Genomic DNA, 26,724 nt, shown 5'->3' with positions numbered 1-26,724 from the left:
CGATGGCAAGGAAGTTCGTGATACTGTTCGAGCGACTTTCTGCTTTATCAAATTGGAAAAATCGTGACATGTGGTGCACCGCCATATCTCCACACCAGCCAATCAAGGTGCTTAGAAAATATAGCGTTCAAGTCAACTCAATGCTGAATGCATTAGCGCTGCTCAGTAAATCGGGGCATTAAGTTATAAAAGACATCGGGCTTTTGAAGAGAGGAATCTCCAAGCCCATAGAAGCCCGGGGGTATAAGGCATAATAGTCTGCCTCTAATGCATCATTAGAGGCGGCACAGATTTTGTGTAGTGTGCTTCCCCGCTACAAGATGATCAGCGACGAGCGGCAAAGATACCGCCGGCCATCACTACCAGCGAGGAAAGCATTCCCACACCAACCAAACTATAAAGACTGATAGACTGGCGCGCGGCTTCGTTAAGCACTTCGCCAAAAGGAAATTGCCAGGCAACAATACCCGAAGCCGCCAGCACAGCGATGTATTGAACACGACTGGCGCGACGTTCGTTCTTCTTGGAGGGCATTGGCAATTTTGCCATGACTCTCTCGCAGAAACCGTCATCGTCCAGGTAGGGCTCATCGAACTGCAGCTGCTCTGCCAGCCAAGCATCAAATTGTGGGTCTTTGCCCTCTATAGTTAAATCGCCCAAGGCGCCACCCTTTGTGTTGCGCTGTTCAAAGTTAACCATTGACCACCTCCTCGCGCCACGGCTGCAACAAGCTCTGTAGCTTTGCTCGCGCGCGGTTGACATGGGATTTTACCGTACCTAGCGGCAACTTCATAATACTTGCCGCTTCCTCATGGGAGAAGCCCCGCTGCATACACAAGTGTATCGCCTGGCGTTGGGCATCGCTTAAAGAGTCCATTGCGGAGTTCAGGTCCCGGGCCATCCCCAGGCGCTGAGACTCTTCAACCGACTCTTCCGCCTGGGCCCGATCGACCGCCTCCTGATCCACTTCTGGAGCGTTCTTGCGTTTGTGGCTCATGACGAGATTGTAGGCGATCCGGTACAACCAGGTGCTAAAGCGGGCATCTCCCCGAAATGCCGGCAGCGCCTTATAGGCCTTAATAAAGGCCTCTTGCGCCATATCATCGGCCAGGCCCTGATCGCCATCACACAGCTTGCGGAGCGAGAATCGCAGCTGGGATTGATAGCGACGCACCAGCTGGGCATATGCCCGCTGGTCCCCGTCTTTGACGGTGCGCCTGATCAAATCCTCATCATTGAGGTCCATATTTCGGTCCCTACGCCTGCTTAGTATCGAGCTTCCAGTTGATAAAGCGGGCCAGGCCGATAAACAGTGGGATCAAGCCCAGACTACCTACCCCAAATCCTGCAAGGGAAGTGAGCCAGATAAACACTGCAGCACCCACTGCGATTAGAGTAATCCCTCTGTCCCCAGTATTCTTAGGGCTGCTATCTTCCAGCATATCCAACATCTCAGGCGGCACATCCCGACCATCAGCCACCATGTTATTGATATTTTCCATCACCAGCTGTTTCTTCCTGTAGCTATTGCGAGTGACCAGCCACACGATCAACACCGGCATACCGAACACACAAAGTAAGGCCAGAATTGGTAAAGTCACCACTTGGTGGAAACCAGAATCTGATTGAGACTCTTCCCAGCCCTCATGTGAAGAGTCATATTTTTTTGACAGGCCAATCTGCACATTGTCTGGCACACTATCTAGAGCCTCTTCAGCCACCTGTCCCCGCTCATCGAGAATCCCCTTGCGCTCCAGTTTCTCGATAATGCGCTGGCTCAGAGGGCCTCCGAACTCAGCTCCCAAGTCCACCTGGACCTCACTGCGCTCGCCGTCCTCTCCCTGGGTTTTGATGGTGAGCACCCCCTCCTCATCACGCATGATGCGTACGCGCGTATCTGGCTTAGATGCCTCACTTTCCATTGCCGGCGGCTTTGGCGGGTTGGGTATCGTGCTGCTGTCATCCTGTGCCCAGCTGCCCATCGCGGCAAAAGTAGCTGCCAGCGCCGCCAACCAGTAGGTAGCTACCCGCAGGGATTGTGAATTTCTCGCTCTCATTAGTTACTCTCTAATCGTTGTCTTTCTTGTACTGTTTAACCGTCAGCCCGGGGAAGCCCTGCACGCTACATCACTGTTATGCGGCCTCGGCTGTAAGGTCCGGGGGTAGCGCCTTGGGGAGCTCTCTCCTCGGCAATCCGCACCGGGTAGGGAAGCCCGCTGCCTTCAACCTCACTGCCTGACTTACATTCATTGAGCTTTTGCATAAAGTGCTGGTCTGTTTTCTCAGTGAGCTGACGATGAATATCATCCACCGAGAATCCCAGCTCCGCCGCTCCGGCCTGCATGCCGCCAAGCGCCAAAATCAGTACGGCGCAAAATTGTACCTTCTTAAATGATCCCGCAGTAAACATTGTGACCTCCAGATCGCTTTTCCTTGTACACCTCTATGACGGAGCCAGAACCGATTTTGGATGCAGGCGCAAAAATATTTTTTTAAACATTTTGTGAGAGGACTTCTTCCTATGGCTACTGGACCAATAAGTACAAAAGTCGCAATAATCGGCCTGTAACCATTGGGGAGCGCGTAGATGACCGGTATTAAGGAAATACTGATCTTTTGGTTTGGTGATCCCGCTTTAAATTACCGCCCTACACCTGAACGGCAGAAGCGGTGGTTTTCGGCAGACCCAAAGCTGGACAAGCAAATGGCTGAAGACTTTACCGAGATCACCAATATGGCCCTTGAGGGAAAGCTGGATCACTGGCGTCAAAGTCTGGAGGGCGAGCTGGCCCTGTTGCTGTTATGCGATCAATTCGCCCGCAATATCCACCGCGGTAACTCTCTGGCCTTTAAGGGGGACCCACTGGCTCTCGATATCACCGAGTCGATTCTACAGAGGGCAGATGAGCAAAAACTTGGGCTGTTTCAGCAGATTTTTGTCGGCATGCCTCTTGAGCACAGTGAAAACTCCGCTATCCAACAGCGCTCCGTGGCATACTTCGCCCAGTTGCAGAAGCAGTACGGGGATGATGAGTCCATCGCCCCTTATCTTGCCACCCACTATCGATACGCCCTGGCCCACCAGGCGATTATCGAGCAGTTTGGCCGCTATCCGCATCGCAATGCGGCCTTAGGCCGCAATTCCACTGAAGAAGAAAAGCACTGGCTGGCACAAGGGGGCGGCTTTAAATAATGGATTTACTCGGATGGTTATCACTTGCAGGAATCTGTGCCCTAGGCGCAATGTCACCAGGCCCTAGCCTGCTTATCGTAATGCGCTGTTCCGCCTCCGGTCTTCGGCAGGGCCTCGCCAGCGCCATTGCGCACGGCGCGGGCGTTGCCGTTTACGCTGCGCTGACAGCCTTTGGCCTCGCAGTACTGATTACCAGCTCTCCACTACTATTCAGTATTCTGCAGTGGGCCGGTGCAGCCATGTTGGTATACCTGGGCTGGAAGGCCTTCCGAGCCCCGGCTCCCGGCTCGGGAACGACCCAGTTGGAAGCCCCCCACATGAGTGTTCGCCGCTCGATCGTACAAGGTTTCGGGGTGGCCTTTTTTAATCCCAAGATCGCGGTATTCTTTACTGCCCTATTCAGCCAGTTCGTATCTGAGCAGCAGGCTCTCACGACCAAGCTCGGAATGGCTGCCATGGTTTCAGGAGTCGATACACTCTGGTATTGCATCGTTGCCCTGGCAGTTCATGCCAGCCGCAAACGTCAACTGGTTAGCAAGCACCTCGGCCACCGCATCCAGCAGCTGTTTGGTCTGCTCCTGATTGGCTTGGCCGCACGTTTGGTATTCACTATTTAGTGGGTAGGACCTAAGCACCATCTCCGTACAGTCGTGCCAAAATCGAAACTTACCCCCGCAAGAATGATGATTAGGCACTCCAAAAAAAACAGGCCCGCAAACGGGCCTGCACAGTGCGGAGGTTGCAGCCTGGATGCCTGGGGGGAGTACATCCGGCTGCAGTGGCGCATTATGACAGTTACGACAGCTTCCTAAAGACGAATCATCGCAATAGCCACTCTCTTGAGCGCAACGAAACAGCCGCCACTTCGGTTCCAACCACCATTGACACTGAATATTTATACAGTTACCGTATAGCCATACAAGCAAACTGGAATGTCTTAAAGGCAATTGGGAGGCATATCATGGCCGTAGTAGCTGTTTGGAAATGCGATCGAGACGGAGCAATGTTCGACAACAAAAAAGATGCTGAAGAACACGATAAGATGCTGGAGCTTGCAGCCAACATTACCACGCTCATTGAGCGCAGTATTGAGGGTATTGATGAGCAGGTGAGCGAAGAGATCGGCCTGTTGCTGGCCAAGCGTCGCGATGCCCTGGCCAAGGCCTGCAAAGGCAAACCAGAAGTTCTGCTGGAAGAAGATGAGAGCAGTGAAGAGTCCTCCGACGAGACCGTTACTCCCTTTGCTGCAAACCAGTAAAACTGCCAGAAGAAATTTTCTGGTAGTAATTTAAAGTTTCATCCCTGTACTCTGCCCGGTTCAACCGGGCTTTTTTGCTGGGCTTCAGTATTTAGCTGAAGCCTCTCACCGCATAAAGATCGTTAATCGTTCCAGATCGCCTAAAAAATTCTTTACTGCTACAAACGCTTTTACAGAGATCTTATCGATATCACAATATTGATCACTGCGAGTATTAGTATCACCAGCCAACTGATTAATGTGCCCCAAAAGCGTCCGACATGGGTACCTCCCTTACCCGCTGTCAGGCCATAGGCGTGGAAAATGCGGGATAGAAAAAAGGCGATTCCAAAGACATGCAACCACAGTGCAGATAAGCCCCCTAGCTCCGCAAGCAACAAGAGAAGTAATGCGATGGGGGTATATTCAACCGCATTCGCGTGCACGCGCACACGAATCTCATTATGACGATCCTCGCCAGTGCCAATGCCTACTCGCTTAGTGCGACGAAACTGAACGACCCGGCCTGCCAAGTAGATAATGAGGATTGCACAGAGGCTGGCATATAGCGCTGTAATATTTACCATGGCATTTTCCTTTTTCTTATTAATACGAGATGTAAATATATCCCTATCACCACACAGCCCACCACACCAATGCTAAACAAGTGGCTGGACCTTTTTGTTCATTTTTCGTCACTCCAAAAAAAGAGCGGGCTTTGCCCGCTCTTCATCTGCTCACAAACTAAGCACTAGTTAATTGCGATAGCCAAAGTCGTGCCCCTTGCTCGGCTTAAGATGACGATCGCGCAGGCGGGTTGAACGAGTAACCAAAGATTGGGGCTCTCCCTCAATCAGTACCTGTTCAGGGTAGCTGGTTACTTCCAGTGGATCACCGCTCCAAACTACAATATCAGCATCGGCACCTTTCTCCAGGGTACCGCCACTAAGGCTAAAGATATCTGCCACATTTGTACTGATAGACTTCAGAGCCTCCTCGTAGGACAACCCGTGGGCAACAGCATTACCAGCAGACTGACGTGAGAGGTATACATTGTGAGTAGAAGCGTAGTCGGGACCACTAATGGCAACTTTCACACCAGCTTTGGTTAACAAAGCAGCATTATCCAGGCGGGCGCCAAGGCTGGAGAAAGAAATGGGCAGGTTGTTAATCGCATCAATCACGACAGGCACCTGAGCTTGGGCCAGCTGCTCCGCCACCATCCAACCTTCAGCCGCCCCCAGCAACACCAGCTTTACACTGTAAGTCTTGGCCAACTCAATAGCTGCAAGGATATCGCTGGCACGATTGGCTGTAATTAATAGCGGTTCCGTTCCATTAATCACCGGCTGTAAGGCCTCGAGATCCGCAAGACTATAATTCAGCTCTCGCCACTCTCCCAGACGAATCGCTGCACGATTGTCCCGGTACTCCTTAGCCTCATTCAAGGCATTCTCAATTTTCGCATAGGCGTTTGCACGGCTACCACCGGCCAGTTGAGCACCGGCCTCACCCAAATAAGCCTTCTGGGCAACATCTTCCGCCTCGACACTATCGAACTCACCATTGAGTTTGATAGCAAAGCCGCGTCCGGCAAACACTCTCTGGGCCTCTACCGCAGCGCTATCCCAAGTACTGATAGCTGGAAACACCACGGCGCTGGTAACACCACCAGCCCGGTTAAAAGGGATCAATGTAGATTTGGGGTTGTATGCGGGTACAGGATTGAAGGCGCTGCCGATACTCTCACCAGTTACCGAATGGTCGTTGGTGCCACTGGCTGCGCTGATCTCCACCAACCCCAATTCAGAAATGGGTGCAATAACTCCAGGAGTCACCACCTTGCCTTTCGCATCAATTACCCGATCGGCAGATATATTCAGCGAGGGAGCCACCTGCTCCACTTTACCGTCCACTACCAGCACATCGGCAGATTCCAGTGTACCCATATCAGCTAGGGTGTGTACCTTGCCGCCCTTAATCAGGATACTTTGCGCCTGAGCCCCTGCTGTCAAAACCCCCAGGGCCAGCGCATAGAATACAGCTATTTTTTTCACAGTCGCTCTCCCTCTGCATTGAGAATACCAAGCTCAAAATCACTGCGCGGTTGGCGCTTTTTATCGGAGCGATCGTACATCAGCTCCCCATCGATAAAGACCTGATCAACATGGGTATAAACACTGAACGGGTTGCCAGACCAAATAACAACATCGGCCATCTTACCCTTCTCGAGGCTGCCGGTTTGCTTATCGATACCCAGTGCCTTAGCGGGGTTCATGGTCATCCAGGTCACAGCATCCTTTGGCTGAATATCGAAACCTGCGCGCTGACCTGCGGTCATCGCTTTAGCAACTTCTTCATTCAGGTGCTGAACGCCCACACCCGAATCCGAGTGAATCATCGCACAGGCCTTGGCCTGATCGACGATAGCAATATTTGCCTCTGTCATATCGAAGGCTTCGTGCTTAAAGCCCCACCAGTCAGCCCACATCGCAGCACATACATTATTCTCCGCCAGCAGGTCGGCGACTTTGTATGCTTCTACTGCGTGGTGGAACGTAGAGATCTGGAAATCGAACTCCTTGGCGACATCCATCATCACCGCCATTTCCTCTCCGCGATAGCAGTGATTGTGTACCAGGATATCGCCGTTCAGAACGCCTGCCAGGGTCTCTAGGCCCAGGTCTCGCTCTGGTTCATCTCCACCCTTCTCTACATATTCTTCCCACTTCTTCTTATAATTGCTGGCCTCAATCCAGGCATTGCGGTAGCCAGCTACATTACCCATACGGGTTGATGGGGAAGTACCTTTACCACCATAAACACGCTTCGGATTCTCGCCACAGGCCATCTTCAGACCGTAGGGCGCACCGGGAAATTTCATGTCCTGTACGCTGCGACCCGGTACATTTTTGAGGGTTACACTGCGGCCACCGAACAAGTTGGCAGAGCCCGGTAGAATCTGCAATGTGGTCACACCGCCAGCCAGGGCTAAGGGGAACTGGGGATCCTGTGTCCATACAGAGTGTTCCGCCCATACCTGCGCGGTGTTGGGGGATGTCATCTCATTGCCATCCTGAGAGGACTCAATAGAGGGGGCGGGATAATCTCCCAGGTGAGAGTGCACATCGATAATTCCGGGGGTCACCCACTTACCTTTGCCATCGACCACCAGGGCGTCCTTGGGAGCCTCAAGATCTTGACCGATCTTTGCAATCTTTCCGCCTTTCAATAAAAGGTCTGTGTTCTCTAATTGCTCCCCTGTCCCAGTAAGCAAAGTGGCATCCTGAATCAGCACCGGCTGGGACTGAGTAACAGAATAAGTTGAAGGGAAAGCATCCAGGCGAGCAAAATCCAGAGATCTCTGCTCACTCCCGGCTTTCTTCTCTCCGCAGGCAGACACCAACAGCGAGGCACAAAGCAAAGCCGCGATGCCGCGCCCGAAAACTCGAGAATGCAGCTGCATAGTTATTCATCCAATGGTTTTGAAGATGGCGGTGAATGCTATCAGTTTGTCTGACCTTAGCCACTACTTAGAGAAGAAAAGTTCGCTTCTGAGAAGAAAAGCCCCAAAGAATTAACGAGAAACTCATCTGCTCTGCAAGTGGATACCCATCACATTTGAATAAACACACAATTACAAAAGGGTTTATAAATGTCGGCATGTCAGCAAAGACTGCAAACCAGCTCTTAAAAGGCCCCAGGTTCCCTATATACTTTTTTGTTTCTACATGATGCAGTTTCTGGTGAAAAAATACTCAATAATTATTCCGGAGGAGAATAGGTGATCAAGGAAAACAGCTTGCCGGTATTCCCCACATCCACTTATGTCACCAGTAGCCAAAGCCGGGATTCCCAGCAAGTCTATGAGGCTTTACGTAAAAGTGAAGAGCGCTATCGCGAACTGGTTGAGCATGCGAATTCCATCATTATGCGCTGCGACAGGCACGGGCGAATCACCTCTTTTAATGAATATGCTCAACAACTTTTTGGCTACTCTGAAGCAGAAATTATTGGGCGGCACCTGATCGGCACCATAGTGCCCGCCTGCGAGTCCAGCGGCCGGGATCTACGTCAACTCATTCAACATGTTTGCGATAATCCACAAGAACATCGCTACAACATTAACGAGAACATCACCAAGTCTGGCAAGAGGGTTTGGATTGCCTGGACTAATAAAATCCTTTCAGATGAAAGTGGCTGCCCAACAGGCATACTCAGTATTGGAACCGATATCACCAAACAGCGCCTGCTGGAGGAGGAGTTACGCCAAGCGCAAAAAATGCAGGCTATTGGCGAGCTAGCCGGCGGCATCGCACATGACTTCAACAATATGATTCATGGAATCAGTGGTTATGCCGAGGTTATCCAGCAGATAGCGGAAGATCCCCGTATCAGCGAATACACTAATCATATACTCACTACTGCCCGCCATGCCGCTGAGCTGACTAAGCAGCTGCTTACCTTTGCTCGCAAAGGTAACTATCAACTGAAAGATTGCAATACCCATGAAATCACCCGCGATGTCTGTGCCATGCTTGAGCGCACCATTGATCGGCGTATTCGCGTTGAACAGCAACTAGAAGCTGGCCGGCCTCATGTAGTCGGCGATCCCGCCCAGTTGAAAAGTGCATTATTAAATATCGGCATCAACGCCAAGGATGCCATGCCGAGTGGAGGCACTCTGCGTTTTAGTAGTAGTAATATTACCTTTGAAAAAATTACTACTATCGCAGATTTTGAAGTGCAACCTGGTCATTACCTGTTAATCACCATTCGCGATAATGGTACAGGTATGCCCCCTGAAGTGCGCCGCAGAATTTTTGAGCCTTTCTTCACCACTAAGGAATGCGGCCGGGGTGCCGGACTGGGTCTCGCCGCAGTGCATGGCACCATCCATTTGCATAAGGGGGCCATACAATGCCATAGCATTGAGGGAGAGGGCAGCACCTTTAATTTGTACCTGCCGATTGCCGAAGCAAAAGTAAGTAGACTGCAAAAACAAACTGTACCGCAATCTGCCAAACGCCAACTTCGTATTATGGTGGTGGACGATGAAGCCATTGTCCGCAGCTATTCGAAAACACTCTTTGAAATGAATGGCCACAGCGTAACCACTTTCGCTTCGGCGGAACAGGCGATCACCTATTACCGACAGCATTACGATCAGGTAGACCTGGTGATTCTCGATATGATTATGCCCGGAATGGATGGCCAGGAACTATTCGCCTTTCTGCAGCGCATCAACCCGGAGGTGAAAGCATTGCTTTCAACCGGGTTTAGTGTCGATAGCAAAGTCCAGGAAGTTATCAAAGATGGGGTTCTCGACTGTATCCAAAAACCTTTTACTTACGATAGGCTCAGCAACAAAATTGAGGAATTGATTTTAAGCGGGCAACTGATAACAGCAGCGCTTTGAATATCTAAAATGACTTGTGTCTTAAAGCAAAAAAGCCATTTACTCTATGAAAATGGCACACTTACACGAATACTTGCCAGAGAAATTACTCTGGCAAGTATTTTAAAGGATAATATGCGGAAGGTAGCGACTCATATCCTGAGTTATAAGATTACTATCCTCGCGAATTGAAATACCCGCAGCCATATCATCCACTAGCCAGCTACCCACCAGGGTAAAACTCTGACCAAACTTCGGCAGTGGATGCATAGCCTGATAGATAAAGCCCTCTTCTCCATAGGGCCCATCCGAAAGCGATTGCACATCTTTTCCGCGTACTACTGAAATATTGGCTCCCTCACGGGAGAAAATGGGCTTCTTAACCAGCTCCGAATAGCCCTCAGCTTTATCCAGCTCATCTTCGAAAAATGAAGGTAGTAAGTTGGGGTGCCCAGGAAACAACTTCCACAACATGGGCAGGAGTGCTTTATTGGATAATATCGCCTTCCAGGGTGGTTCCAACCAACGTACGTTATTGCCCCCCAACAGAGAGCCAAATTCCTCGCGGAACATAAACTCCCAAGGGTACAGTTTGAACATCCAGGTAATTACCTGATCGTCTAAATCGGTAAAATCTCCCTGCGCATCACAACCAATATCTTCGATAAATACAAAATGATTAGTGATGCCGGCTTCACTGGCACAATCTTGCAAATATTGAACCGTACCGCGGTCTTCTACCGTATCTTTGCAACAGGCAAAATGTAGTTCTCGACCAGGGGTCAGGAACTGTACATCGCGAAAGCGATTAACCAGCTTTTCCTGCAGGCTGTTAAATTGATCAGACTGTAGGGGAAGTGCCCGCCTATCTACATTATCCTGCAACCAAAGCCACTGCCAAAATCCCGTTTCATATAGGCTGGTAGGCGTGTCGGCGTTATTCTCATAAAGTTTGGCCGGACCCTGCCCCGAATAGGCAAAATCCAAGCGAGAATAAAGGCTGGGGTCACCGTTTTTCCAGGAATCGCGGACAAAATCCCAGTGCTGCTCCGGTATGCGGAAGCGCCTTAACAACGCCTCATCCTCAAGCACCTTAGCGACAACATCCAGGCACATTGCGTGGATTTCTTCGGTGGGGTCCTCAATATCCTGCTCTATCTGTTCCAAAGTGAACTGATAGTAAGCAGTTTCATCCCAGTATGGCTCCCCATACATGGTGTGAAAATGAAAACCAAACTCCTGCGCCCGCTCTTTCCAGCGCGGGCGCTCACCGATCGGCAACCTCAGCACCAATCAGCCCCCCCAGCTTCGGGAGCGACTGCTACTAGAGCGTCCGCCACCCCAGTTGGATTTGGCTGAAGCGACTGCTCCAAAGCCCCCGCGTGAAACCGTCTTGGTAACCTTGGGCTTGGGATCCATCGCAGTCTTATCTACGGTATAGGAGTTTTTACCGTAGCGACCGATAACCTGACCATCAGCGGTCATCAGGCGATCATAATAGCGGGAGCCGGAGGCAGAATAACGGTATACCGGGTTGTAATGACCGTAGGAGTGATAGCGCCGGTCATTATCATTCAATAAGGACGCGACCATAAAACCGGTCATCAGTGGCATCCAAAAACCGCTGCTACTCTCGCGACAACTACCGAACTCCGTCTCGCACTGGGACAAATTGGCATATTTGGGTCCAGTCCGCTCAGCTTCCGCGAGGGCCTTCTGGTAGGCCGCCTCACATTGGGCTTCATCAAGCTGTGTATTATTCACACAGTCCTCGACAGAGGACACCACCTTAACCTCTTCATCGGAGGAGCAGCCCACCAGAGCCACGGTGATACCCAGAGCCAGGGGGCGTAAAACAAAACTTGCCCCCCTGCCCTTGCGCATCCGCGCAAGATTAATATTTTTACTACGCTTCATCCTCACCTCCGCTTAATAGCTCATGCAAGCCGCGTTGAGGACACCAACAGAAATAGTGGTAGCTGCCAGCATAATACCCGCGCTAACTTCACCGTCTTCAATACGCTCAACAATACGTGGCATAAAGCCAAAACGAATAATCGCAAAGGCAATAAGCTGAGCGATTAGAGCAACCACTGCCCAAGTGGCAAAGTCAATAATGGAAACAGAATTACTGGCAGCGCCGCCAACAGCAATGGCAAAACCCAGCACCGCACCACCAAATCCAATGGCAGCGGCTGCGTTTTTGTCTTCACGGATCAACTTCCATTCGTCATGGGGTGTCACTAGTGCATAAAGAAATTTAAACGCGATTAAAAATACCAGTGACAGGCCAAAATAGGCCGCAAAATGGAGGATACCAGTCATCAAATCGTAGGGCTGGTCCATTAATACATCTCCTTATTATCCGTGAATAGTCAGCTGTGATGGTGTCAAAGTTATACCGGTACTAATCACCAAGCTGCGACTCAGGTAACCAGCGTCCTCCTCTTTCTCTTCCGCTGAAAGGAACAGGGATTCGGTACGCTGATCGGACAAATCGCGTTCAAAAAGCATGGTGAATTGGTCGGTAAGGGAATAGTCCCCATCGGCGTCATAGGTCTTCTCGGCCATATGCACCGGGTTGTGATAATCACCAGTAGCAGTCCAGACTCTCTGATAGTTACGGTCCTGCAATTGGTAATTAGCTGCACCGATTTCCTGCTTTAGAAGCCTGTCCCAAACCTGCTGATTAGCGACATCGAGGGTATCGTAAAAGTGAAACAGCTTTACGTCTACTACATGCTCATCACTTTGACCGCCTTCTGCCACAACCTGTAGCCAGGCATCGTCATCAGTATAAAACCGATAAACCCAGGCTCCATCGAGCTCTACAATTCCGGCCGCTTTGATAATCTGCGTTGGAGAACAGGATTCAATAGTGAGTTCATCCAGTATCAGGCGAATAGCCAATGGGTCCAGTTCAAAACTTGCGCCGAGTCGCAATCCCATAATTTCCGGGGTTTTCACCTTTGGAATATCTTTACCTTTGAGTTTGTCAATCAGCTTGGTAAACACGTACCTGTCCCCTCTCCTTCATTCATTTTTATATCGAAGCAGCGCTTTTCTGTAAGCCGCTTAGCAGAAATGTAATAGAGCATATCCCCCCTGTTCACCTCATCGGTCAACGCGGGGTTTACATCAATTTTAACTATTCCCTGACGACGTACCGCAATCAAGGTTGCGGACAAATTCTTTTTAAAATGATCAAACAGAGCAGAAAATAACAATGGCCGTTCACCCTGATACTCAATACTGTACTGAGTCATTCCATAAGTGCTATCCAGAAGCTGCCGGTGTAATCTGGCAGAACCGGGGTCCAGGGAGGATTTAGCCAGTAATTCCACCGCTACTGAGGGGATGCATTCAATATTCGGGCAGTGTGAGCGCAATAGCTCACCGACATTTTCATCCTGGAAATAGGCTGTTTTATGGCTATTGGGACTGAGTTTGTCACAGAACAAAGCTGTGGTGAGCGTGACATCATCCAGGGGATTATCGATAATGATTCGCGCGGCATCGACAAGTGCGGCGCGCTGCATGCTCTCAATATGGGAAAAGGATTCAACCCGGACAAAATCAATTTTACCCGGCATAGGGTTCTCGATATCGGCTTCGACACAAAGCACGATATCTGTTGCTGTACCATTGGTTTTCGATAACAGCAGCTCTATCAAACGAAGGGTTCGCGTTCCATTCCAGCCAATTATAACCGTATGATTTACATGGTTTGTCATGCGCAACCCTCTCTTTCCTCTATGCACAAACTCTGAAATTACAAAGCCCACCTTGGTAAGCACCAAAGCGAATAGACTCAATCCAAAGGGGATCACCCAGGTTGCCACAACCACTTTACCTGCGGGCGTTACCGGCGAGAAATCGCCATAGCCTACTGTGGAAGCAGTCACTATCAGCCAATATATAAAGTTGGCGGGGTCAACAATCTCATGCTCCCCTGCAGCACTGAGTAATAGGTAACTCCCCATTACATAACCCAGCACGCCGACAAGAATGGTTAGTATATTGGCCTTAACAAAAAGCGACGCCAGAAGGCGCCGCACTCGATAAAGTAGCACTGGATCAGGCCTTTTGGCGGCTCGCCAGTAGCTGGGCCAGCTTGTCGCTGCCGCTGACCTGGCCACCGGGTTTAATGCCCGCCGCCTTCAGCTTGGCGTCCAGACCAGAGCCGCTTTCCTCTGTTGCCAGCTCTTCAGCAGCTTCCAGCTCCGCAGCACGCTCCTGTTGCTTGGTCTTGATACGATCAAGGCTGTCCAGGGCCGTTTTGATTTTGCTGTTAGCCCCCATATGGCGGGAGGAAACGGCTACTTGGGCCTTTTGTACAGATTCGGTGGCCTTGATCTGGTCAATCTGCTGCTCCATACGGCGGACATTAATTTTCGCCTTGGAGATATTCCCTTTCAGGGTACGCTCAGAGTTGATGAAGCCATCCAAGAGGCTCTGTTCCGTTTCAAGTTGAGCTTCCAGCTCAGTAACACGCTCGGCACACTCCAAAGCCAGGCTATCATCACCTTTCTCGCTGGCACTGATTGCGTGGTTGCTGTAAGTCTCAATATCGGCTTTTAGAGACTCTACCTTACTTTCTGCCAGCTTGCGCTTGGCCATGATTTTAGTCAGGTTCTCATCACAAGCTTTCAATTCGGCCTTTGCCTCCCGCAGTTCTTGATCGAGGATACGGATAGACTGGCTGTCCGCAACGGCTTCAGTTCCTTCATTGACCGCGCCTTTCAAGGCAGTCCAAATTTTTCTCAGGCTCATGCTACACCCTCCATTTCAAAATGATCAGCATATAAATCCAGGAAGTCACCCACATTGGAGAACAGGGTTTCAACTTCTTCAATTACCACTTCGTCCTTACTGGACACAGACAAAGCGCCAAAAGCGACATAGTAACGCTCACCGCCAATCATGGTGATGGCGATCGACGTCAGGGGAACCAGTTGATGAGTCTGGAGAATCAACTCATTAAGGGCGACCACGTCGGCTACCTGGCTAACCGGGAACAAGATGCTCTCGACAACGATCTGCTTCTCACCGACATAAACGAATGCATCGACTCCTTCGTCATTGGAAATACTGAGGCACTCTCCCTCAGATTCCACCACCCATCCGGTGTGGCTTTCCGCCAAATGGCGTAGATTCTCATGGTTCCAGGTCATCTCGACTCCCTCGCTGTGGAATATTAGTCACAAATATAGCATCAAAAAAAAGGCGGTCAATAACTTATTTCAAACTTATGTTGCAAATAATACACACAAAGATAATATTTACCACATAAGTGACATCAACTGTAACGGAGTCGAGCCCATGGACCACAAGCAAAGCCTCAGTAACCAGCAAGCACTGGCTCCGTACAAACAGGCTATCGCCCGCTATGTGCGCGCATCTATGGCTTTGCGGGGTATGCGTTACGGGGATCTCGCCCAGGCCCTGGCCGAAAGAGGGATTTCAATGACCACGGAAAACCTGCGTAGCAAGGTGAGCAAATGCATGTTTTCTGCAGATCTACTGGCAGCCATCATTGATGCCTTATCGGTGGAAGACAGCGCCATGCCTGAAATCCTTAAGCAAGCGCGAGAACTGCAAGATCAAGGACTCAATACCGAACAATAGAGAAGCTAACATGCTCTATCATGCAGTACCAATAGGAAGTAAATCGCTAAACTCAAAGACAGAGCATGCTATAAAATCTAGCAACCAGGCCCGCTGAATAGCTAGTAGTGATGGAGCTTATAAACCGGCTCACCGTTACCACACTTACCGACAACCTCTGGTTCAGAGAGTTTGGCTCCTGCCGGTATTATTTTATTGGTTGGCCACCATACAAAACAGGCATAGCGAAAATTGACTGCCCAGTTACAGTAAAGGCGGCCGTCATCCTCCTCATAGAATCGCGCCTGACAAAAGCTTAAGGTCGGGCTTCGCACCCCCTGTTGCTGCTGGGCATCCACAAATATCACATCCACAGCTGCTACGGCAGTCACCCAAAAGCAGGGTATTAATAACCACAATTTCATAGGCGTACTCGGCTAAACTGCAAGCTGAACTCCTATAAAGCCTAGCAGCCCCGGCGCAACTTTCATTTTGTGTATCCACTTCTAAGAGTGAGCCCCCCACTACCCTAAAGGTGATCCCTCTTCAAAACCGCAAGAATACGTCTAAGGCAGTTCTCTGGGTCACGCTTCCAGCTGGCATAGGGTAATGGCAAAACAGTAACCCCCGCCCTGTGCAACACTTTATAAGTCTGAGTAGTAAAGTGATACCGATACTCCCCAGGAAAACCGATCAAATCCACCCCCAGGACCCGACCGTGGTATTCACAGACCACATCAACACGCTGGCCGGCGATAGGGAATGCTACCCAATGTCTGACCTCCGCCATCCGCAGGCTCGCGCTCACCTCTTCGGCAAACTCACAGGGAAAAACTTTTTGTGGAGCACTTAGGCCCGCCTCATGATCAAAATCTACATAGCGGCGCAGCAAGTGCTCAGGTGACAGGGATTCCGGGCTGATGGAATAAGCCACCAACTGCCTCTCTTTAGCCCGGGTCACAGCAACATTAAACATGTCAGCACGATTAAGATAAGTCGCTGCACGCAGGGACTGATTGTCTACAGAAAAAGACAGGAGCATCAGGTCCCGCTCCTCTCCCTGAAATCCGTAAGGGGTTGCAACCAAGACGGAGAAACTGCGCAGCACTTCTGCAGGGAAGGCCTTATCCACTTCGGATGCCAGATAATCCGCCTGCTCCCTGAAAGGAGAAAGAATTCCAACCGTTGGCTTAAGTGGTGAGTCGGCATAGCGATGAGTATGTTCACGCAGCTGCTCAAGTATCCAATCCTTTTCCAGCCGATTTCTGCCGCTTTTTGCTCGCTTTCCCTCCAAGTAATGCAGAGTTAAAGCCCTCTCACTGGAGGCTACTGGTCTAGCCTGCATTACCTTGAGTCGATCTGTATAAAAAGCGTTATTGCTAAAAGCAATTAACTCCGGCTGACTGCGATAGTGTTCATCCAGTAAGGTAACGGCCTGTTGACTACCCAGGGAGTCAGAGACAATATCCAACAAGGACTGGTCCCGGTAACTCAACTTCATAGGTAATTCTTCAGGGCTGCCTAGGTCTTCCCACAACTGTTGTTGTTGCGCCACAGATAAAAAGGAGACGTGACGCAGCTGCTTGCCATCCCCGACGACAACCGCACGTTTTGCTCGGTGTAATGCTGGTAGGGCGCTGGCGATATCACACTGGGTGGACTCATCAAAGATAACGAGATCAAAGAGCTCGCGAGAGAGAGGCAATACTTCATTTAGCTCATCCAGGCTCACAAGCCAAATTGGGTACGCCTGTAAAACAACCTGCATATTCGTTTGAGCAAAACGCTCTGCTTGCGTTTTGGAGGTTCTAGCCCTGAGAGCCTGATTGAAAGCCGATAAATGCCTTCTTTCATGCTTTAAAAGATTTAGAAGGGCCTCTTTTCGGTAAGCATTAATAAATCGAGACGCATGCCTCTCAAAATTTTTACGCAAGGTCCCGATTACCTCCTGGAATTCCCACAGTGATTCCGTATCCAGTTGCCGACCTAAAATACGCAATCTCAATGCCACTAACCAAGCACCAAAACCATCGGAGCCGAGTTTCTGAGCAGCTCTTAACGCCCCATTAAAGCGGCGCTCAGCTTTACGCATTGATTTGAGTGTTACTTTAAGACCACGCTTTAGGTTGGCAGCGCTCACCTCGGGAGCTTCAACCCCTTCTTTGAGCAAAGAATCCAGATGAAATTTCAGGCTGGGTATAAACCCCTTTTCACCTGCATGTACATACCCTTCCTGTAAGTCATAGGCCTCACGCAACTTCTGCCGCACAACATCTATGGCCTGGGGGGTTTTAGAAACTACCAAAACAGTATTGCCATGCAGCATTTGGTCAATCGCCATTGCGGCAATGGTAAAACTCTTACCGGTGCCTGGCGGGCCGGAAACCAGACTCAAGGGCATCTTCGCAGCATTTTGCAATGCCCTTTCCTGAGCCTCACTCAAAAGTCCCGGCAACATCTCCGGCTCACTATCACTTTGCCGGAAATCAACAACTTCCTCCCCGAGGGCCAAATTTAATGGAGCAGAAAAGTTTCGTTCTCGGCCTAGAAGTTTCAGCTCATGAAGGACACCTCGCGATCCCCGCGACCTATCAGCCAGAATGAGGGCGCAAGCACTACTTATTGCCAGAGCTGGAGCCCTACCGAACTCATCACAATCAACCGCCTGTAGATTCGGCCAGCGACTAATCTCTTCAATACCGGTTAACCGACTGTTTTGTACCAGCCAGCGCCCCATGGCTGCCACCTGGGGACTATCCAGCGGAAAGCTCGGTATAGGGAAGCTATCTGTCACTCTCGAGTCTATATCCGGCTTAAGGATCAAGCGCAGCAGTGGAAGGTTGATATGGAGATCAGCCGAGTTGACCTCCACAAAATACTCTTCGTCAGAACAAAGACGGGCAGGAAAATACAATAGCGGGGCACACAATTGACGCTTGGAACTAAGCCCCAGCTGGCTCGGGAGTTCACCAGAGATAAAGAACACCGAATAGATTAAACTGCGCTCTTTTCGGTAAGCATCCGTTAGCTCTACGAGCTTAGTAGCCGAGGCCCCCACCAATGGCACTCTGGGTAACTCTCCACTGGCTAAAAAGTCCCGCTCTCTGAAAAATACCCGGCGATTACCCGCTAGCCGGGCAATATTACTCAGTGATAAATCATGACTATCCGCCTGATAGCAGCGTCTGAAATATTCGACCAACAACTTGGAGGAGTCCCGCATAACCATCCATGCTTCCAATTAGAGGCAAAGTCCTGCCCGAAATTGTACCACCGGGACGACACTCCCCACTCAATGTGCCAGTTGGCATTTAGACTGGCTAGCCCTCACTCGCTATTGTGCGTAGTTTGCGAGATTCATCTCGACTCAGGCTCAGTCCATATTTCTCTACGATAGAAATAAATCGCTGAACATATATTTTACCGACGGGCGCATAGGGTGGCATCCACTCATCAGGCCCTTTGTGCCCTTTACTTTGATTGCGGCCATCATCCACCAACCAGAGATTATCGATATCCTCAGCAAAGCGCCTTTTCTTTGCGCGGCTCCACCCAGCTCCTCCGTGATCATGAGCCCACTTAAGGGGCACAATATGCTCCACATCCAGATCAGAAGCTTTGCTGTAAAAATTGCCGGTATAAGGATCTAGCCACAACCCAGTATCCACCTTACAGCCGTTGGCGCGAGTATAAGTAACTGGCGAAAGGGAGTACCGTATCAACAGCTCATGTCGGGTATCTTGGCAATCCCTATCTGTATCAGACCACTTGGGTAACCACTCTGATCTCTCATAACTAATCGCCAGAGCAGAAAAGCTGAAAGAAAATAAAAAGAAGCACACACAAAATCTTGAAATTGACCGAACACTCATACATCAACTACCAATCAAATCAGATCTTTAGATTACTAGAAAACTGATCGGGATTGTATGTACCGGTTCAAACTGAGGTAAAAACGAAACCATTAATTACCTACAAACAGCGAAAGGAAAAGATAAGTGTATGAACCGGCGCAACGGAGGCAGTTAGAAACCACTAGTATCTGGGAAAGGAAGGATGATCCCACGCAATACTCAAAAAGGCATTGCGCAGGATCTCGAATTACCCACCATCAACGCAGGCTCATCGCACTATACAGAGACAACCTCTTTAGCAGGGGCTGGCTGCGACTTTAAATTCATCTCATCTAGATTACCTTCCACCTCATTAGGTTTAACCTTGTGGAAGACCGCGTAGAAAACAGGAATAGCAATCAGCGTAAGCACAGTGGCAAAACCCAGCCCCCCCATAATGGTTACGGCCATATCCGCAAAGAAAGCATCAAATAGCAGTGGCGACATTCCTAAAATAGTGGTCACAGCTGCAAGGAAGACCGGACGCAAGCGACTTACGCTAGCACGTTGAATAGCAGTGAGTCTTGGCAAGCCCGCATGTGTTTGTACTTCGATCTCATCGACCAAAACCACAGCGTTTTTAATCAGCATTCCGGATAAACTCAATACACCAAGAAGTGACATAAATCCGAAAGGTAGCCCCGTCGCCAACAAGCCTACAACTACGCCCACCAAACACATGGGAACTACCAACCAGATGATCACGGGTTCACGTACAGTACCGAACAACAAGATCGATACCAGGATCATGATTAGGAAGCCAAGCGGCAAGCCTTTACCCAGTGACTTCTGTGCATCGGTAGAGCTTTCATACTCACCACCAAATTCCACTTTAAAGCCTGGTGGCAACTGCATACTTTCTACCCAGGGACGAATTCTCCCAAACGCGGCCATAGCAGTAACACCTTCCGGAGCATCGGCACTGATAGTGATGGTCGGAACCCTATCGCGCCTTTGGATCAGGCCCTCGTCTGCAGTAACCTCAAAATCCGTGATCAACTGTCCCGCCGGAATATACCCTTGCTCGTTAGGGCTCCAGACCAAACGATCCTCAAGGGAACCCACTTGGTTCCTATCCCCTTCCGGCATTCGCGCAATAATAGGGATAATACGATCGCCGCTCTCAAAATCACCCACGGTATAACCGGCAGAGGCAAATTGAATCATCCGGCTAATATCGGTATTCGTGACACCAGCTACGCGAGCACGCTCATCATCAAGGTGCGCATGGATAGTCGGCTCTCTACTGCGCCAATCATGGCGAATATCTTCCAGGCCCTTCTCGCGAAACTGTTGCTCAACATCTACGGCAAGCGCACGCAAGGTCTGAAAATCCTGACCAGAAATTCGCACTTCCACATCGGCACCACCACCAGGGCCAAACACCAGGCGCTTAAAGGTAATCAATGCTTCAGGCTGCTCTTCACGTAACTGCGCCTTTGCCCTCGCTATCAGTTGAGCGATCTGCTCGCGATTCTCAGTGCGAACAATTAGCTGACCATAGGAAGCGTTGGGCGGTTCAGGAGCATAAGTGAGCATAAAGCGATCGGCTCCCCGACCAGCTACAGCCGTTACCGAAACCACCTCATCCTGCTCTTTAAAATACTTTGTTGCCTGTTGAAGAGCCTTATCAGTACGATTGATATCACTGCCCTGTGGCAAGAAGTAATTCACATAAAACAGCGGTGCATTGGAGTTGGGGAAGAATCCCTGCTTTACAAACCCAAAAGCAAAATAGCTTACTAATGTAACAGCAACGAGTAAGCCGATGGTGAGGCCACGATGCCTTAATGCTCCTGCTAAGGCTCCGGAATACATGTTGTAAAAACGACCATTATAGGGGTCTTCAGAATCTGAATTCTTACCGGGTTTGAACAGGTGATACCCCAAATAGGGCGTTACAGTTACAGCGAGAATCCAGCTGAGCAGCAATGAAATCCCAATCACAGCAAACAGAGAGAAGAGAAATTCACCGGTGGCATCGTCAGACAGTCCAATACCAGAGAAAGCCATAATACCAATTACAGTGGCCCCCAAAAGCGGCCAGAATGTTTGGCGCACTACCCGGCTGGCAGCACTCTTGGGCTCCTCATTTCGTTGAACCCCCATCAACATGCCTTCTGCAACTACGATAGCATTATCAACCAACATACCCATGGCAATAATGAGGGCACCAAGAGAAATCCTCTGCAGGTTCAAACCAAACAGGTTCATTATTAATACGGTACCCAGAACCGTAAGACCAAGCACGGTACCCACCACCACGCCAGAGCGCCAGCCCATAAATACACAGAGTACGAGGGTAACGATCACAACTGAAGAGACGAGATTAAACAGAAAGCCATCGACACTCTCTTCTACCACTTGGTGCTGGGCATAAACCGGGTGAATTTCCACCCCCAGCGGCAGTGCCTGTTTTATCTCCTCAAGCTTGGCCTCTACAGCCTTACCAACATTAACAATATTGGTATTTTCAGCTCCCGCTATACCAAGTAATACCGCCTGATTTCCATCATAACGGGCGATAAAGCTAGGGCTTTCATCGTAACCTAGGGAGATATCTGCGATATCTCTGATGGCCAACATTGCCGTTGAACCAGGTACGCCCACAAGAATATTACGGATTGCTTCCAAGTCACTTGCAGGATTATCCACTACGATACGGGTGCGCAAATCCTGACCACCGATTTCTCCAACTTTCTGTGTGGAGCTTTCCGATTGCAGAACCTGGGCTAGATCATCGAGAGAGAAACCAAACTGAGCGAGTCGGGACTCATCAATATCCAAATAGGCGACTTCATCAATGATTCCAGAACGGGAAACTTTCGCCACCCCCTCAACACCGAGCAATTCACGACGAATCGCTTTGGTGATTTCACGCATTTCGGTCAGGGAAAAACCCTCACCGGTAATCGCATAATAAATACCGTAGACTTCACCGAAGTCATCATTGACCACCGAGGGATATGCCCCACTGGGAAGGTCACTTTGGGCATCATTAACTTTGCGACGCAGCTCATCCCATACCTGAGCCAGTTCTGCGGAGGCGTATTGATCCTTAATTTCTACACGGATTTCTGACATTCCCGGACTAGAGGTAGAGGAAACCTTATCCAGCTGTCCCATTTGCTGGATAGCGACCTCAAGCTTTTCAGTAACCTCCTCTTCCACCCTTTGTGCACTGGCGCCGGGATAGAAGGTATACACTCGCGCTTCTTTAATGGTAAAGGCAGGGTCTTCAAGGCGGCCAATATCCGAAAGCCCCCAGAGTCCGCCGATCAGGCAAATCAACATTAGTAGCCAGCTATAAACCGGCTTTTCGATAAATGTATCAGAAATCTTCACAACATTTCCCCCCTGTTCACAGGGCCAGAGCTCTCAAGCAAAAAATTAGTGCTGTACATAATTGCGAACTTTTGCACCGTCATAGAGATGCTGACCGCCCGCGGCTACCAACTTCATCGCTGCTGACAAGCCCTTAGTGATCTGTACGGCTTCACCATTGGTACGACCAAGAGCCACCTGAACTTTGGAAACCGATTGATCTTTATTAATTTGCCAGACATAGGGTTTCCCATCACTATTGCTCTGCACTGCCGCCAGAGGAATCCAAAAATCTCCGCTGCCCTCTTTCATTTTGACCGTCACTCGGGCAGTCATACCAGGAAGAATCTGAACATTCTGCGGTCGCGGCATCCCCAGTTCTACCGCGTAGGTCTGGGTTACACTGTCGGCTTCCGCTTGGTGTTCACGGTATTGCAAAGCAAACTGCTCACCCGGAAGAAACTCAAACTCCGCTAACACTGAGCTTATTTGCTCTTCGTTGACAGTAGCCAACATTTTTTCCGGCACAGAAATTTGTATACGCACCTCAGAAATATTCTGTAAGCGCACAATGGGCTGGCCTGGCTGAACGTTAGTGTAATTCTCGACAAGCTGCCGTGTTGCCAACGCATCAAAGGGAACCGTCAGCTTGGTATAAGCTAAATCCTGTTCCGCTCTTTCCAGGGTTACTTTGGCAAGGTCAAAGTTACTCTCGGTTTCATCGAGCTGCTGCTGGGAAATCACTTTCGAACTTGCCAGTGAGCGCTGTCGATTCAATGTTTTCTCCAGAAGCTCTACATTTACCCGAGCTTCCTTTACCCGGCGCCGGTAATCGCGATCGTCAAGCTCGGCAATCAAAGTGCCTTTAGGAATGATTTCGCCCTCTCGAAGATTTAGCTTATCGAGCTTACCGCCAACCTGAAAAGAAAGGTCCACGCTCTGCACAGCTTTTACCCTGCCTGCAAATTGGCGGTCTGCCACTTTATTGGTGCTCTGAACGGTGGCTACTTTCACCGGCCACAGCCGCTCAGCGCGCTGCTCTTCTTTCTCCGAGCCGGAGCAACCCGCAAGAATGACCACCGCTGCCATAAGCAGGGCTAGTGGGGCACGAGAACTTACCGACAATTTCATATTCGTCATCCAAAAAGCGTGTTTAAGAAAAAAATCAGGTGAGATCTGCAGAAAGCATCAACAAACGTTCGCGTAAACGGGTGAGCATCGGATCTTCTGGCTCCACCACACCCAACACACGCCCAAAGAACATACCTTGGGCTGCGAGAATCAACAGCTGTGCAAACTCGGAGTCTTTGTAGGTTTGGGAGATTTCACTGCGCAATTCAGCCTCCTTAACCTTAACTGGTTCCAGGAGCGCCGGATCTTCGGCTACTGCTGCAAGCAATGAACGGGGCAAGCCTTCATCATCTTCCATTAGTTCAAAAATGGAACTAAGCCGAGAGGTCAACAAGTCACCGCCAGCTTTGGTGCAAGCTTCAGCACTGGCATCTTCCCTGGCAATCGCTGCCTCCAACATCGCTTTGAGAAGAGACTGTTTGGTTCTGAAGTGATGAATTAAACCACCCTTACTTAACCCGCACTGGGTAGCCACTGCATCGAGAGTGAGCTTGCGTGCCCCCTTCTCTCGCACCACCTCTTCGGCAGCACGGACAATGGCAGATTTATCGACTCTGGACACATGACCTCCCGGGATTACCCAACAAACCAACCGGCTGGTCGGTATCTTAACGCTCCTCAGCAAAAGATCAAGCTATGCTACCCTCTGTCACCGTCAAGCAAGGTTAAAAAGTGTTTACGAAACGCGCTGACCGAACCAGTGAAAGTGAGCGCCCCCGATTACGGAGTTACTTATGACGGATCACGCCTGCCCCTGCGGCTCAGGTAAGAAATTTCAGAGCTGTTGCAACCTCTTCCTCTCTGGGCAAGCCTATCCAAATACTGCAGAGAACCTGATGCGCAGCCGTTATTGTGCTTATGCGATGGGAAACCTGGCCTATCTGCGCAAAACTTGGCATCCAGACACCTGTCCGGATCTTCGCCAGGAGGACCTGGAGACCCAGTGGACGAGACTGGAGGTTATTAAAAGCAAAGCTGGCCTGAAGAGATCGGTGGTAGAGTTTAAGGCGTGGTATTCAGAAAATGAGCAGGAACATGTAATTCATGAAGTATCCCTGTTCAAACTCTATAAAAAAAAGTGGGTGTATCTGGAAGCGCTCCCCGGATGGCCTGAAGAAGGCAGAACCTAAAAACCGGCAAGAGTCAGTGGCAAATTAAAACGAACTGCAACTACAAGAGAGTAAGTATCGCGGGAGCCCCTCCACTCCCGCACCTCCTTCCTCATTTTTTGTTTATTTAGAAAACGTTTTCCTGACTTTGCTTTAACGTGCGCACCGCCCTTCCCCATAAGTGGATTACGCGCGATATAATTGCGAATTTTCCCACTCCCCTTAGGTGGATTTTTTTTCATATACATTCTCCTTTATCGAAAATTTTGGCAGCCAAGTGCCAACAGCCAAGGTATTTTCCTGCTAGTCTCAGCCAAGTAACCGGCTTATGCCACATCAAATAACTCCTTTTCAAAACTGCTACAAACTAGAAGTCTACCCCTTAATACATATTACCTGACGCAGGGTATGCTCCACTTCGACAAGGTCTGACTGATTATCCATAACTTGATCTATATCTTTATAGGCCGCCGGAATTTCATCAATCACTCCCTTATCTTTACGGCATTGAACACCCCTAGTTTGTTCTTCAAGATCCTGCCTGGTAAACCTCTGGCGCGCTGCGCTACGACTCATTTTGCGGCCAGCTCCATGAGCGCATGAGTGGAATGATTCGGCAATACCACGTCCACGCACAATATAGGACTTGGCTCCCATTGAGCCTGGAATAATTCCCAGCTGATCTTTTTTCGCACTGATCGCCCCTTTACGGGTAATAAAAACATCCTGCTCAAAATGGCGTTCGCGCACGACATAATTGTGATGGCAATTGATTGCCTCACTGGTGAGCGTAAATTTTGGCAGATGATTTTTGAGACAATTCAAAACCAACTTCATCATTTCTTCCCGATTAACTCTAGCGTACTCCTGGGCCCAGCTTACCGCCTCGATGTAATCATCAAGATGGTGGTTACCTTCGGAAAAGTAAGCCAAATCTTTTTCTGGCAGATTACGTACATGTCCTGCCATATCCTTTCGAGCCAACTGGATAAAGTGCTGTCCAATAGCATTGCCAACACCTCGACTGCCTGAGTGCAGCATCACCCAAACCGCATTATTTTCATCCAGACAAATTTCAATAAAATGATTGCCGCCACCCAGGGTCCCCATCTGGGTAACCCATGTTTTCTGTGGCTGATGCAGCTTTTTAAAAAGCCCAGGATGTTTTTCAAACAACCTATCCACACCGGGAGCTAAAAGTTTGCAGGCAGATTCCCTGGCACTGATCATCTTGTGACGACCCTGTCCAATGGGTACTTTCACCTCAATGGCCTCCCGCAATGCTTTCAGGTTGTCTGGCAACTGATGGGCATGTAACGAAGTTCGCACCGCATTCATTCCGCAGCCAATATCCACCCCTACCGCTGATGGGATTACCGCATCTACTGTTGGGATCACAGAACCAACGGTTGCCCCTTTTCCTAAATGCACATCCGGCATTGCCGCAATATGGGAGTGTACGATTGGTAACTGAGCAATATTTTTTAGCTGCTGCAAGGCCTGCGGCTCGATTTCATCGGTATATATTTTTACCGGCACACTACCTTGCTGTGCATTTTTATTTAGCACAATTTTTACAGGCATATAGAGTCCTTGGATTGATCCAATAAATCATTAAAAGCTCTCCAAAGCCCTAAACAAAAAAGCCCCGGCAAATGCCAGGGCTCTAGAGAATTCTGGCTTGAAAAGCTCAATCACTTTTCAAGCAGATGCACATGAAAAGCGATCAAAAAAACAGGTTGTTAATATCCACATTTCGCATTTCATGGCTCCTTCGTGGTTGCTGTCCACGTTTAACTAAATGGTTACTAAACTACCCATGCAGTTTATTC

Annotated in this window: 28 protein-coding genes; 6 read left to right on the top strand and 22 right to left on the bottom strand. The window is 49.7% G+C overall.

The genetic code is table 11. The features are described 5' to 3' along the window. Window positions 1-324: 324 nt before the first annotated feature. The 4 genes from ACJJH9_RS06735 to ACJJH9_RS06720 form a co-directional block, all read right to left on the bottom strand. Window positions 325-699 carry a hypothetical protein gene (locus ACJJH9_RS06735; protein ID WP_444924708.1) on the bottom strand — a complete coding sequence of 125 codons (375 nt, stop codon included), beginning with the start codon at window positions 697-699 and terminating at the stop codon, window positions 325-327. Continuing rightward, window positions 692-1,246: a sigma-70 family RNA polymerase sigma factor gene (locus ACJJH9_RS06730; protein WP_252085422.1), complete on the bottom strand. Its 555-nt coding sequence runs from the start codon at window positions 1,244-1,246 to the stop codon at window positions 692-694. Before ACJJH9_RS06730 ends, ACJJH9_RS06735 begins: the two co-directional genes overlap by 8 nt. A gap of 10 nt (window positions 1,247-1,256) precedes the next feature. Continuing rightward, window positions 1,257-2,057, bottom strand: coding sequence for a DUF6249 domain-containing protein (locus tag ACJJH9_RS06725; RefSeq protein ID WP_444904415.1), 801 nt, complete (start codon window positions 2,055-2,057; stop codon window positions 1,257-1,259). 65 nt (window positions 2,058-2,122) lie between these two features. Continuing rightward, a complete protein-coding gene (locus tag ACJJH9_RS06720) occupies window positions 2,123-2,410 on the bottom strand; it encodes a hypothetical protein (protein WP_444898546.1) in 288 nt (95 codons plus the stop codon). 177 nt (window positions 2,411-2,587) lie between these two features. Between ACJJH9_RS06720 and ACJJH9_RS06715 the strand changes: the two genes are divergently transcribed. From ACJJH9_RS06715 to ACJJH9_RS06705, 3 genes are all read left to right on the top strand, one after another. Next, a complete protein-coding gene (locus ACJJH9_RS06715) occupies window positions 2,588-3,193 on the top strand; it encodes a DUF924 family protein (RefSeq protein WP_444898547.1) in 606 nt (201 codons plus the stop codon). Beyond that, a complete protein-coding gene (locus tag ACJJH9_RS06710) occupies window positions 3,193-3,810 on the top strand; it encodes a LysE family translocator (protein ID WP_444885390.1) in 618 nt (205 codons plus the stop codon). Before ACJJH9_RS06715 ends, ACJJH9_RS06710 begins: the two co-directional genes overlap by 1 nt. A 344-nt stretch (window positions 3,811-4,154) precedes the next feature. Beyond that, complete coding sequence (locus ACJJH9_RS06705; protein WP_444925209.1) at window positions 4,155-4,451, top strand: YebG family protein; 297 nt, start codon at window positions 4,155-4,157, stop codon at window positions 4,449-4,451. Between the two features lie 170 nt (window positions 4,452-4,621). On the opposite strand, the gene ACJJH9_RS06700 is transcribed toward ACJJH9_RS06705, so the two are convergent. The 3 genes from ACJJH9_RS06700 to ACJJH9_RS06690 all read right to left on the bottom strand — a co-directional run bounded on the left by ACJJH9_RS06700 (window position 4,622) and on the right by ACJJH9_RS06690 (window position 7,896). After that, a complete protein-coding gene (locus ACJJH9_RS06700) occupies window positions 4,622-5,017 on the bottom strand; it encodes an MAPEG family protein (RefSeq protein ID WP_444924707.1) in 396 nt (131 codons plus the stop codon). 168 nt (window positions 5,018-5,185) lie between these two features. After that, the gene (locus ACJJH9_RS06695) at window positions 5,186-6,487 is read right to left on the bottom strand and encodes an amidohydrolase family protein (RefSeq protein ID WP_444924706.1); all 1,302 of its coding nucleotides are present in this window, start codon (window positions 6,485-6,487) and stop codon (window positions 5,186-5,188) included. Then, complete coding sequence (locus tag ACJJH9_RS06690; protein WP_444924705.1) at window positions 6,484-7,896, bottom strand: amidohydrolase; 1,413 nt, start codon at window positions 7,894-7,896, stop codon at window positions 6,484-6,486. Before ACJJH9_RS06690 ends, ACJJH9_RS06695 begins: the two co-directional genes overlap by 4 nt. Window positions 7,897-8,214: 318 nt before the next feature. Here ACJJH9_RS06690 and ACJJH9_RS06685 point away from each other — a divergent pair, with 318 nt between their 5' ends. Further along, complete coding sequence (locus tag ACJJH9_RS06685) at window positions 8,215-9,849, top strand: two-component system sensor histidine kinase NtrB (protein WP_444924704.1); 1,635 nt, start codon at window positions 8,215-8,217, stop codon at window positions 9,847-9,849. A gap of 102 nt (window positions 9,850-9,951) precedes the next feature. On the opposite strand, the gene ACJJH9_RS06680 is transcribed toward ACJJH9_RS06685, so the two are convergent. Genes ACJJH9_RS06680 through ACJJH9_RS06650 form a run of 7 tightly spaced genes read right to left on the bottom strand, consistent with a single transcriptional unit; the run spans window position 9,952 to window position 15,002 of the window. Beyond that, window positions 9,952-11,118 (bottom strand): glutathionylspermidine synthase family protein, encoded by a 1,167-nt coding sequence (locus ACJJH9_RS06680; protein WP_444924703.1) that lies wholly within the window; start codon window positions 11,116-11,118, stop codon window positions 9,952-9,954. A 3-nt stretch (window positions 11,119-11,121) separates the two neighbouring features. Continuing rightward, window positions 11,122-11,745, bottom strand: a complete 624-nt coding sequence (locus tag ACJJH9_RS06675; RefSeq protein WP_444924702.1) for a DUF1190 domain-containing protein — start codon at window positions 11,743-11,745, stop codon at window positions 11,122-11,124. A 12-nt stretch (window positions 11,746-11,757) separates the two neighbouring features. After that, the gene (locus tag ACJJH9_RS06670) at window positions 11,758-12,174 is read right to left on the bottom strand and encodes a DUF350 domain-containing protein (RefSeq protein WP_252085410.1); all 417 of its coding nucleotides are present in this window, start codon (window positions 12,172-12,174) and stop codon (window positions 11,758-11,760) included. 15 nt (window positions 12,175-12,189) lie between these two features. Beyond that, the gene (locus tag ACJJH9_RS06665) at window positions 12,190-12,843 is read right to left on the bottom strand and encodes a YjfK family protein (protein ID WP_252085409.1); all 654 of its coding nucleotides are present in this window, start codon (window positions 12,841-12,843) and stop codon (window positions 12,190-12,192) included. Then, window positions 12,828-13,901 (bottom strand): potassium channel family protein, encoded by a 1,074-nt coding sequence (locus ACJJH9_RS06660; protein ID WP_252085408.1) that lies wholly within the window; start codon window positions 13,899-13,901, stop codon window positions 12,828-12,830. Before ACJJH9_RS06660 ends, ACJJH9_RS06665 begins: the two co-directional genes overlap by 16 nt. Before the next feature lie 4 nt (window positions 13,902-13,905). Beyond that, window positions 13,906-14,601: a PspA/IM30 family protein gene (locus tag ACJJH9_RS06655; RefSeq protein WP_252085407.1), complete on the bottom strand. Its 696-nt coding sequence runs from the start codon at window positions 14,599-14,601 to the stop codon at window positions 13,906-13,908. Next, window positions 14,598-15,002 carry a DUF2170 family protein gene (locus ACJJH9_RS06650; protein ID WP_444885397.1) on the bottom strand — a complete coding sequence of 135 codons (405 nt, stop codon included), beginning with the start codon at window positions 15,000-15,002 and terminating at the stop codon, window positions 14,598-14,600. The genes ACJJH9_RS06655 and ACJJH9_RS06650 overlap by 4 nt, the downstream gene beginning before the upstream one ends. A gap of 148 nt (window positions 15,003-15,150) precedes the next feature. Here ACJJH9_RS06650 and ACJJH9_RS06645 point away from each other — a divergent pair, with 148 nt between their 5' ends. Next, window positions 15,151-15,456, top strand: coding sequence for a DUF6471 domain-containing protein (locus tag ACJJH9_RS06645; RefSeq protein ID WP_252085405.1), 306 nt, complete (start codon window positions 15,151-15,153; stop codon window positions 15,454-15,456). Window positions 15,457-15,557: 101 nt separating this feature from the next. Here ACJJH9_RS06645 and ACJJH9_RS06640 read toward each other — a convergent pair whose 3' ends face one another. From ACJJH9_RS06640 to ACJJH9_RS06615, 6 genes are all read right to left on the bottom strand, one after another. Then, window positions 15,558-15,860: a hypothetical protein gene (locus ACJJH9_RS06640; protein WP_252085404.1), complete on the bottom strand. Its 303-nt coding sequence runs from the start codon at window positions 15,858-15,860 to the stop codon at window positions 15,558-15,560. A 104-nt stretch (window positions 15,861-15,964) separates the two neighbouring features. Continuing rightward, window positions 15,965-18,664 (bottom strand): DEAD/DEAH box helicase, encoded by a 2,700-nt coding sequence (locus ACJJH9_RS06635; protein ID WP_444924701.1) that lies wholly within the window; start codon window positions 18,662-18,664, stop codon window positions 15,965-15,967. A 91-nt stretch (window positions 18,665-18,755) separates the two neighbouring features. After that, window positions 18,756-19,307, bottom strand: a complete 552-nt coding sequence (locus ACJJH9_RS06630; protein WP_444885399.1) for an HNH endonuclease family protein — start codon at window positions 19,305-19,307, stop codon at window positions 18,756-18,758. A 258-nt stretch (window positions 19,308-19,565) separates the two neighbouring features. Next, window positions 19,566-22,673, bottom strand: a complete 3,108-nt coding sequence (locus tag ACJJH9_RS06625) for an efflux RND transporter permease subunit (protein WP_444924700.1) — start codon at window positions 22,671-22,673, stop codon at window positions 19,566-19,568. Between the two features lie 45 nt (window positions 22,674-22,718). After that, on the bottom strand, window positions 22,719-23,783 hold the full coding sequence (locus ACJJH9_RS06620; RefSeq protein ID WP_444924699.1) for an efflux RND transporter periplasmic adaptor subunit: 1,065 nt from the start codon (window positions 23,781-23,783) through the stop codon (window positions 22,719-22,721). A gap of 34 nt (window positions 23,784-23,817) precedes the next feature. Then, window positions 23,818-24,345, bottom strand: coding sequence for a TetR/AcrR family transcriptional regulator (locus tag ACJJH9_RS06615; RefSeq protein ID WP_444924698.1), 528 nt, complete (start codon window positions 24,343-24,345; stop codon window positions 23,818-23,820). Between the two features lie 172 nt (window positions 24,346-24,517). Here ACJJH9_RS06615 and ACJJH9_RS06610 point away from each other — a divergent pair, with 172 nt between their 5' ends. Then, window positions 24,518-24,913 (top strand): YchJ family protein, encoded by a 396-nt coding sequence (locus tag ACJJH9_RS06610; RefSeq protein WP_444888619.1) that lies wholly within the window; start codon window positions 24,518-24,520, stop codon window positions 24,911-24,913. Here the strand turns inward: ACJJH9_RS06610 and ACJJH9_RS06605 are convergent. Both ACJJH9_RS06605 and ACJJH9_RS06600 read right to left on the bottom strand, forming a co-directional pair. Further along, window positions 24,910-25,134 (bottom strand): hypothetical protein, encoded by a 225-nt coding sequence (locus tag ACJJH9_RS06605; RefSeq protein WP_444924697.1) that lies wholly within the window; start codon window positions 25,132-25,134, stop codon window positions 24,910-24,912. The two genes, ACJJH9_RS06610 and ACJJH9_RS06605, sit on opposite strands and share 4 nt — an antisense overlap. A 133-nt stretch (window positions 25,135-25,267) precedes the next feature. Then, entirely contained in the window at window positions 25,268-26,476 is a 1,209-nt protein-coding gene (locus tag ACJJH9_RS06600) for an RtcB family protein (RefSeq protein WP_444924696.1), read from the bottom strand. Window positions 26,477-26,724: the final 248 nt, after the last annotated feature.

The sequence above is a fragment of the Microbulbifer mixtoriginis (SeqCode) genome (assembly GCF_052466715.1).
The sequence above is the reverse complement of the archived record's forward strand: the minus strand, read 5'-3'. Positions and strand labels throughout refer to the sequence as shown.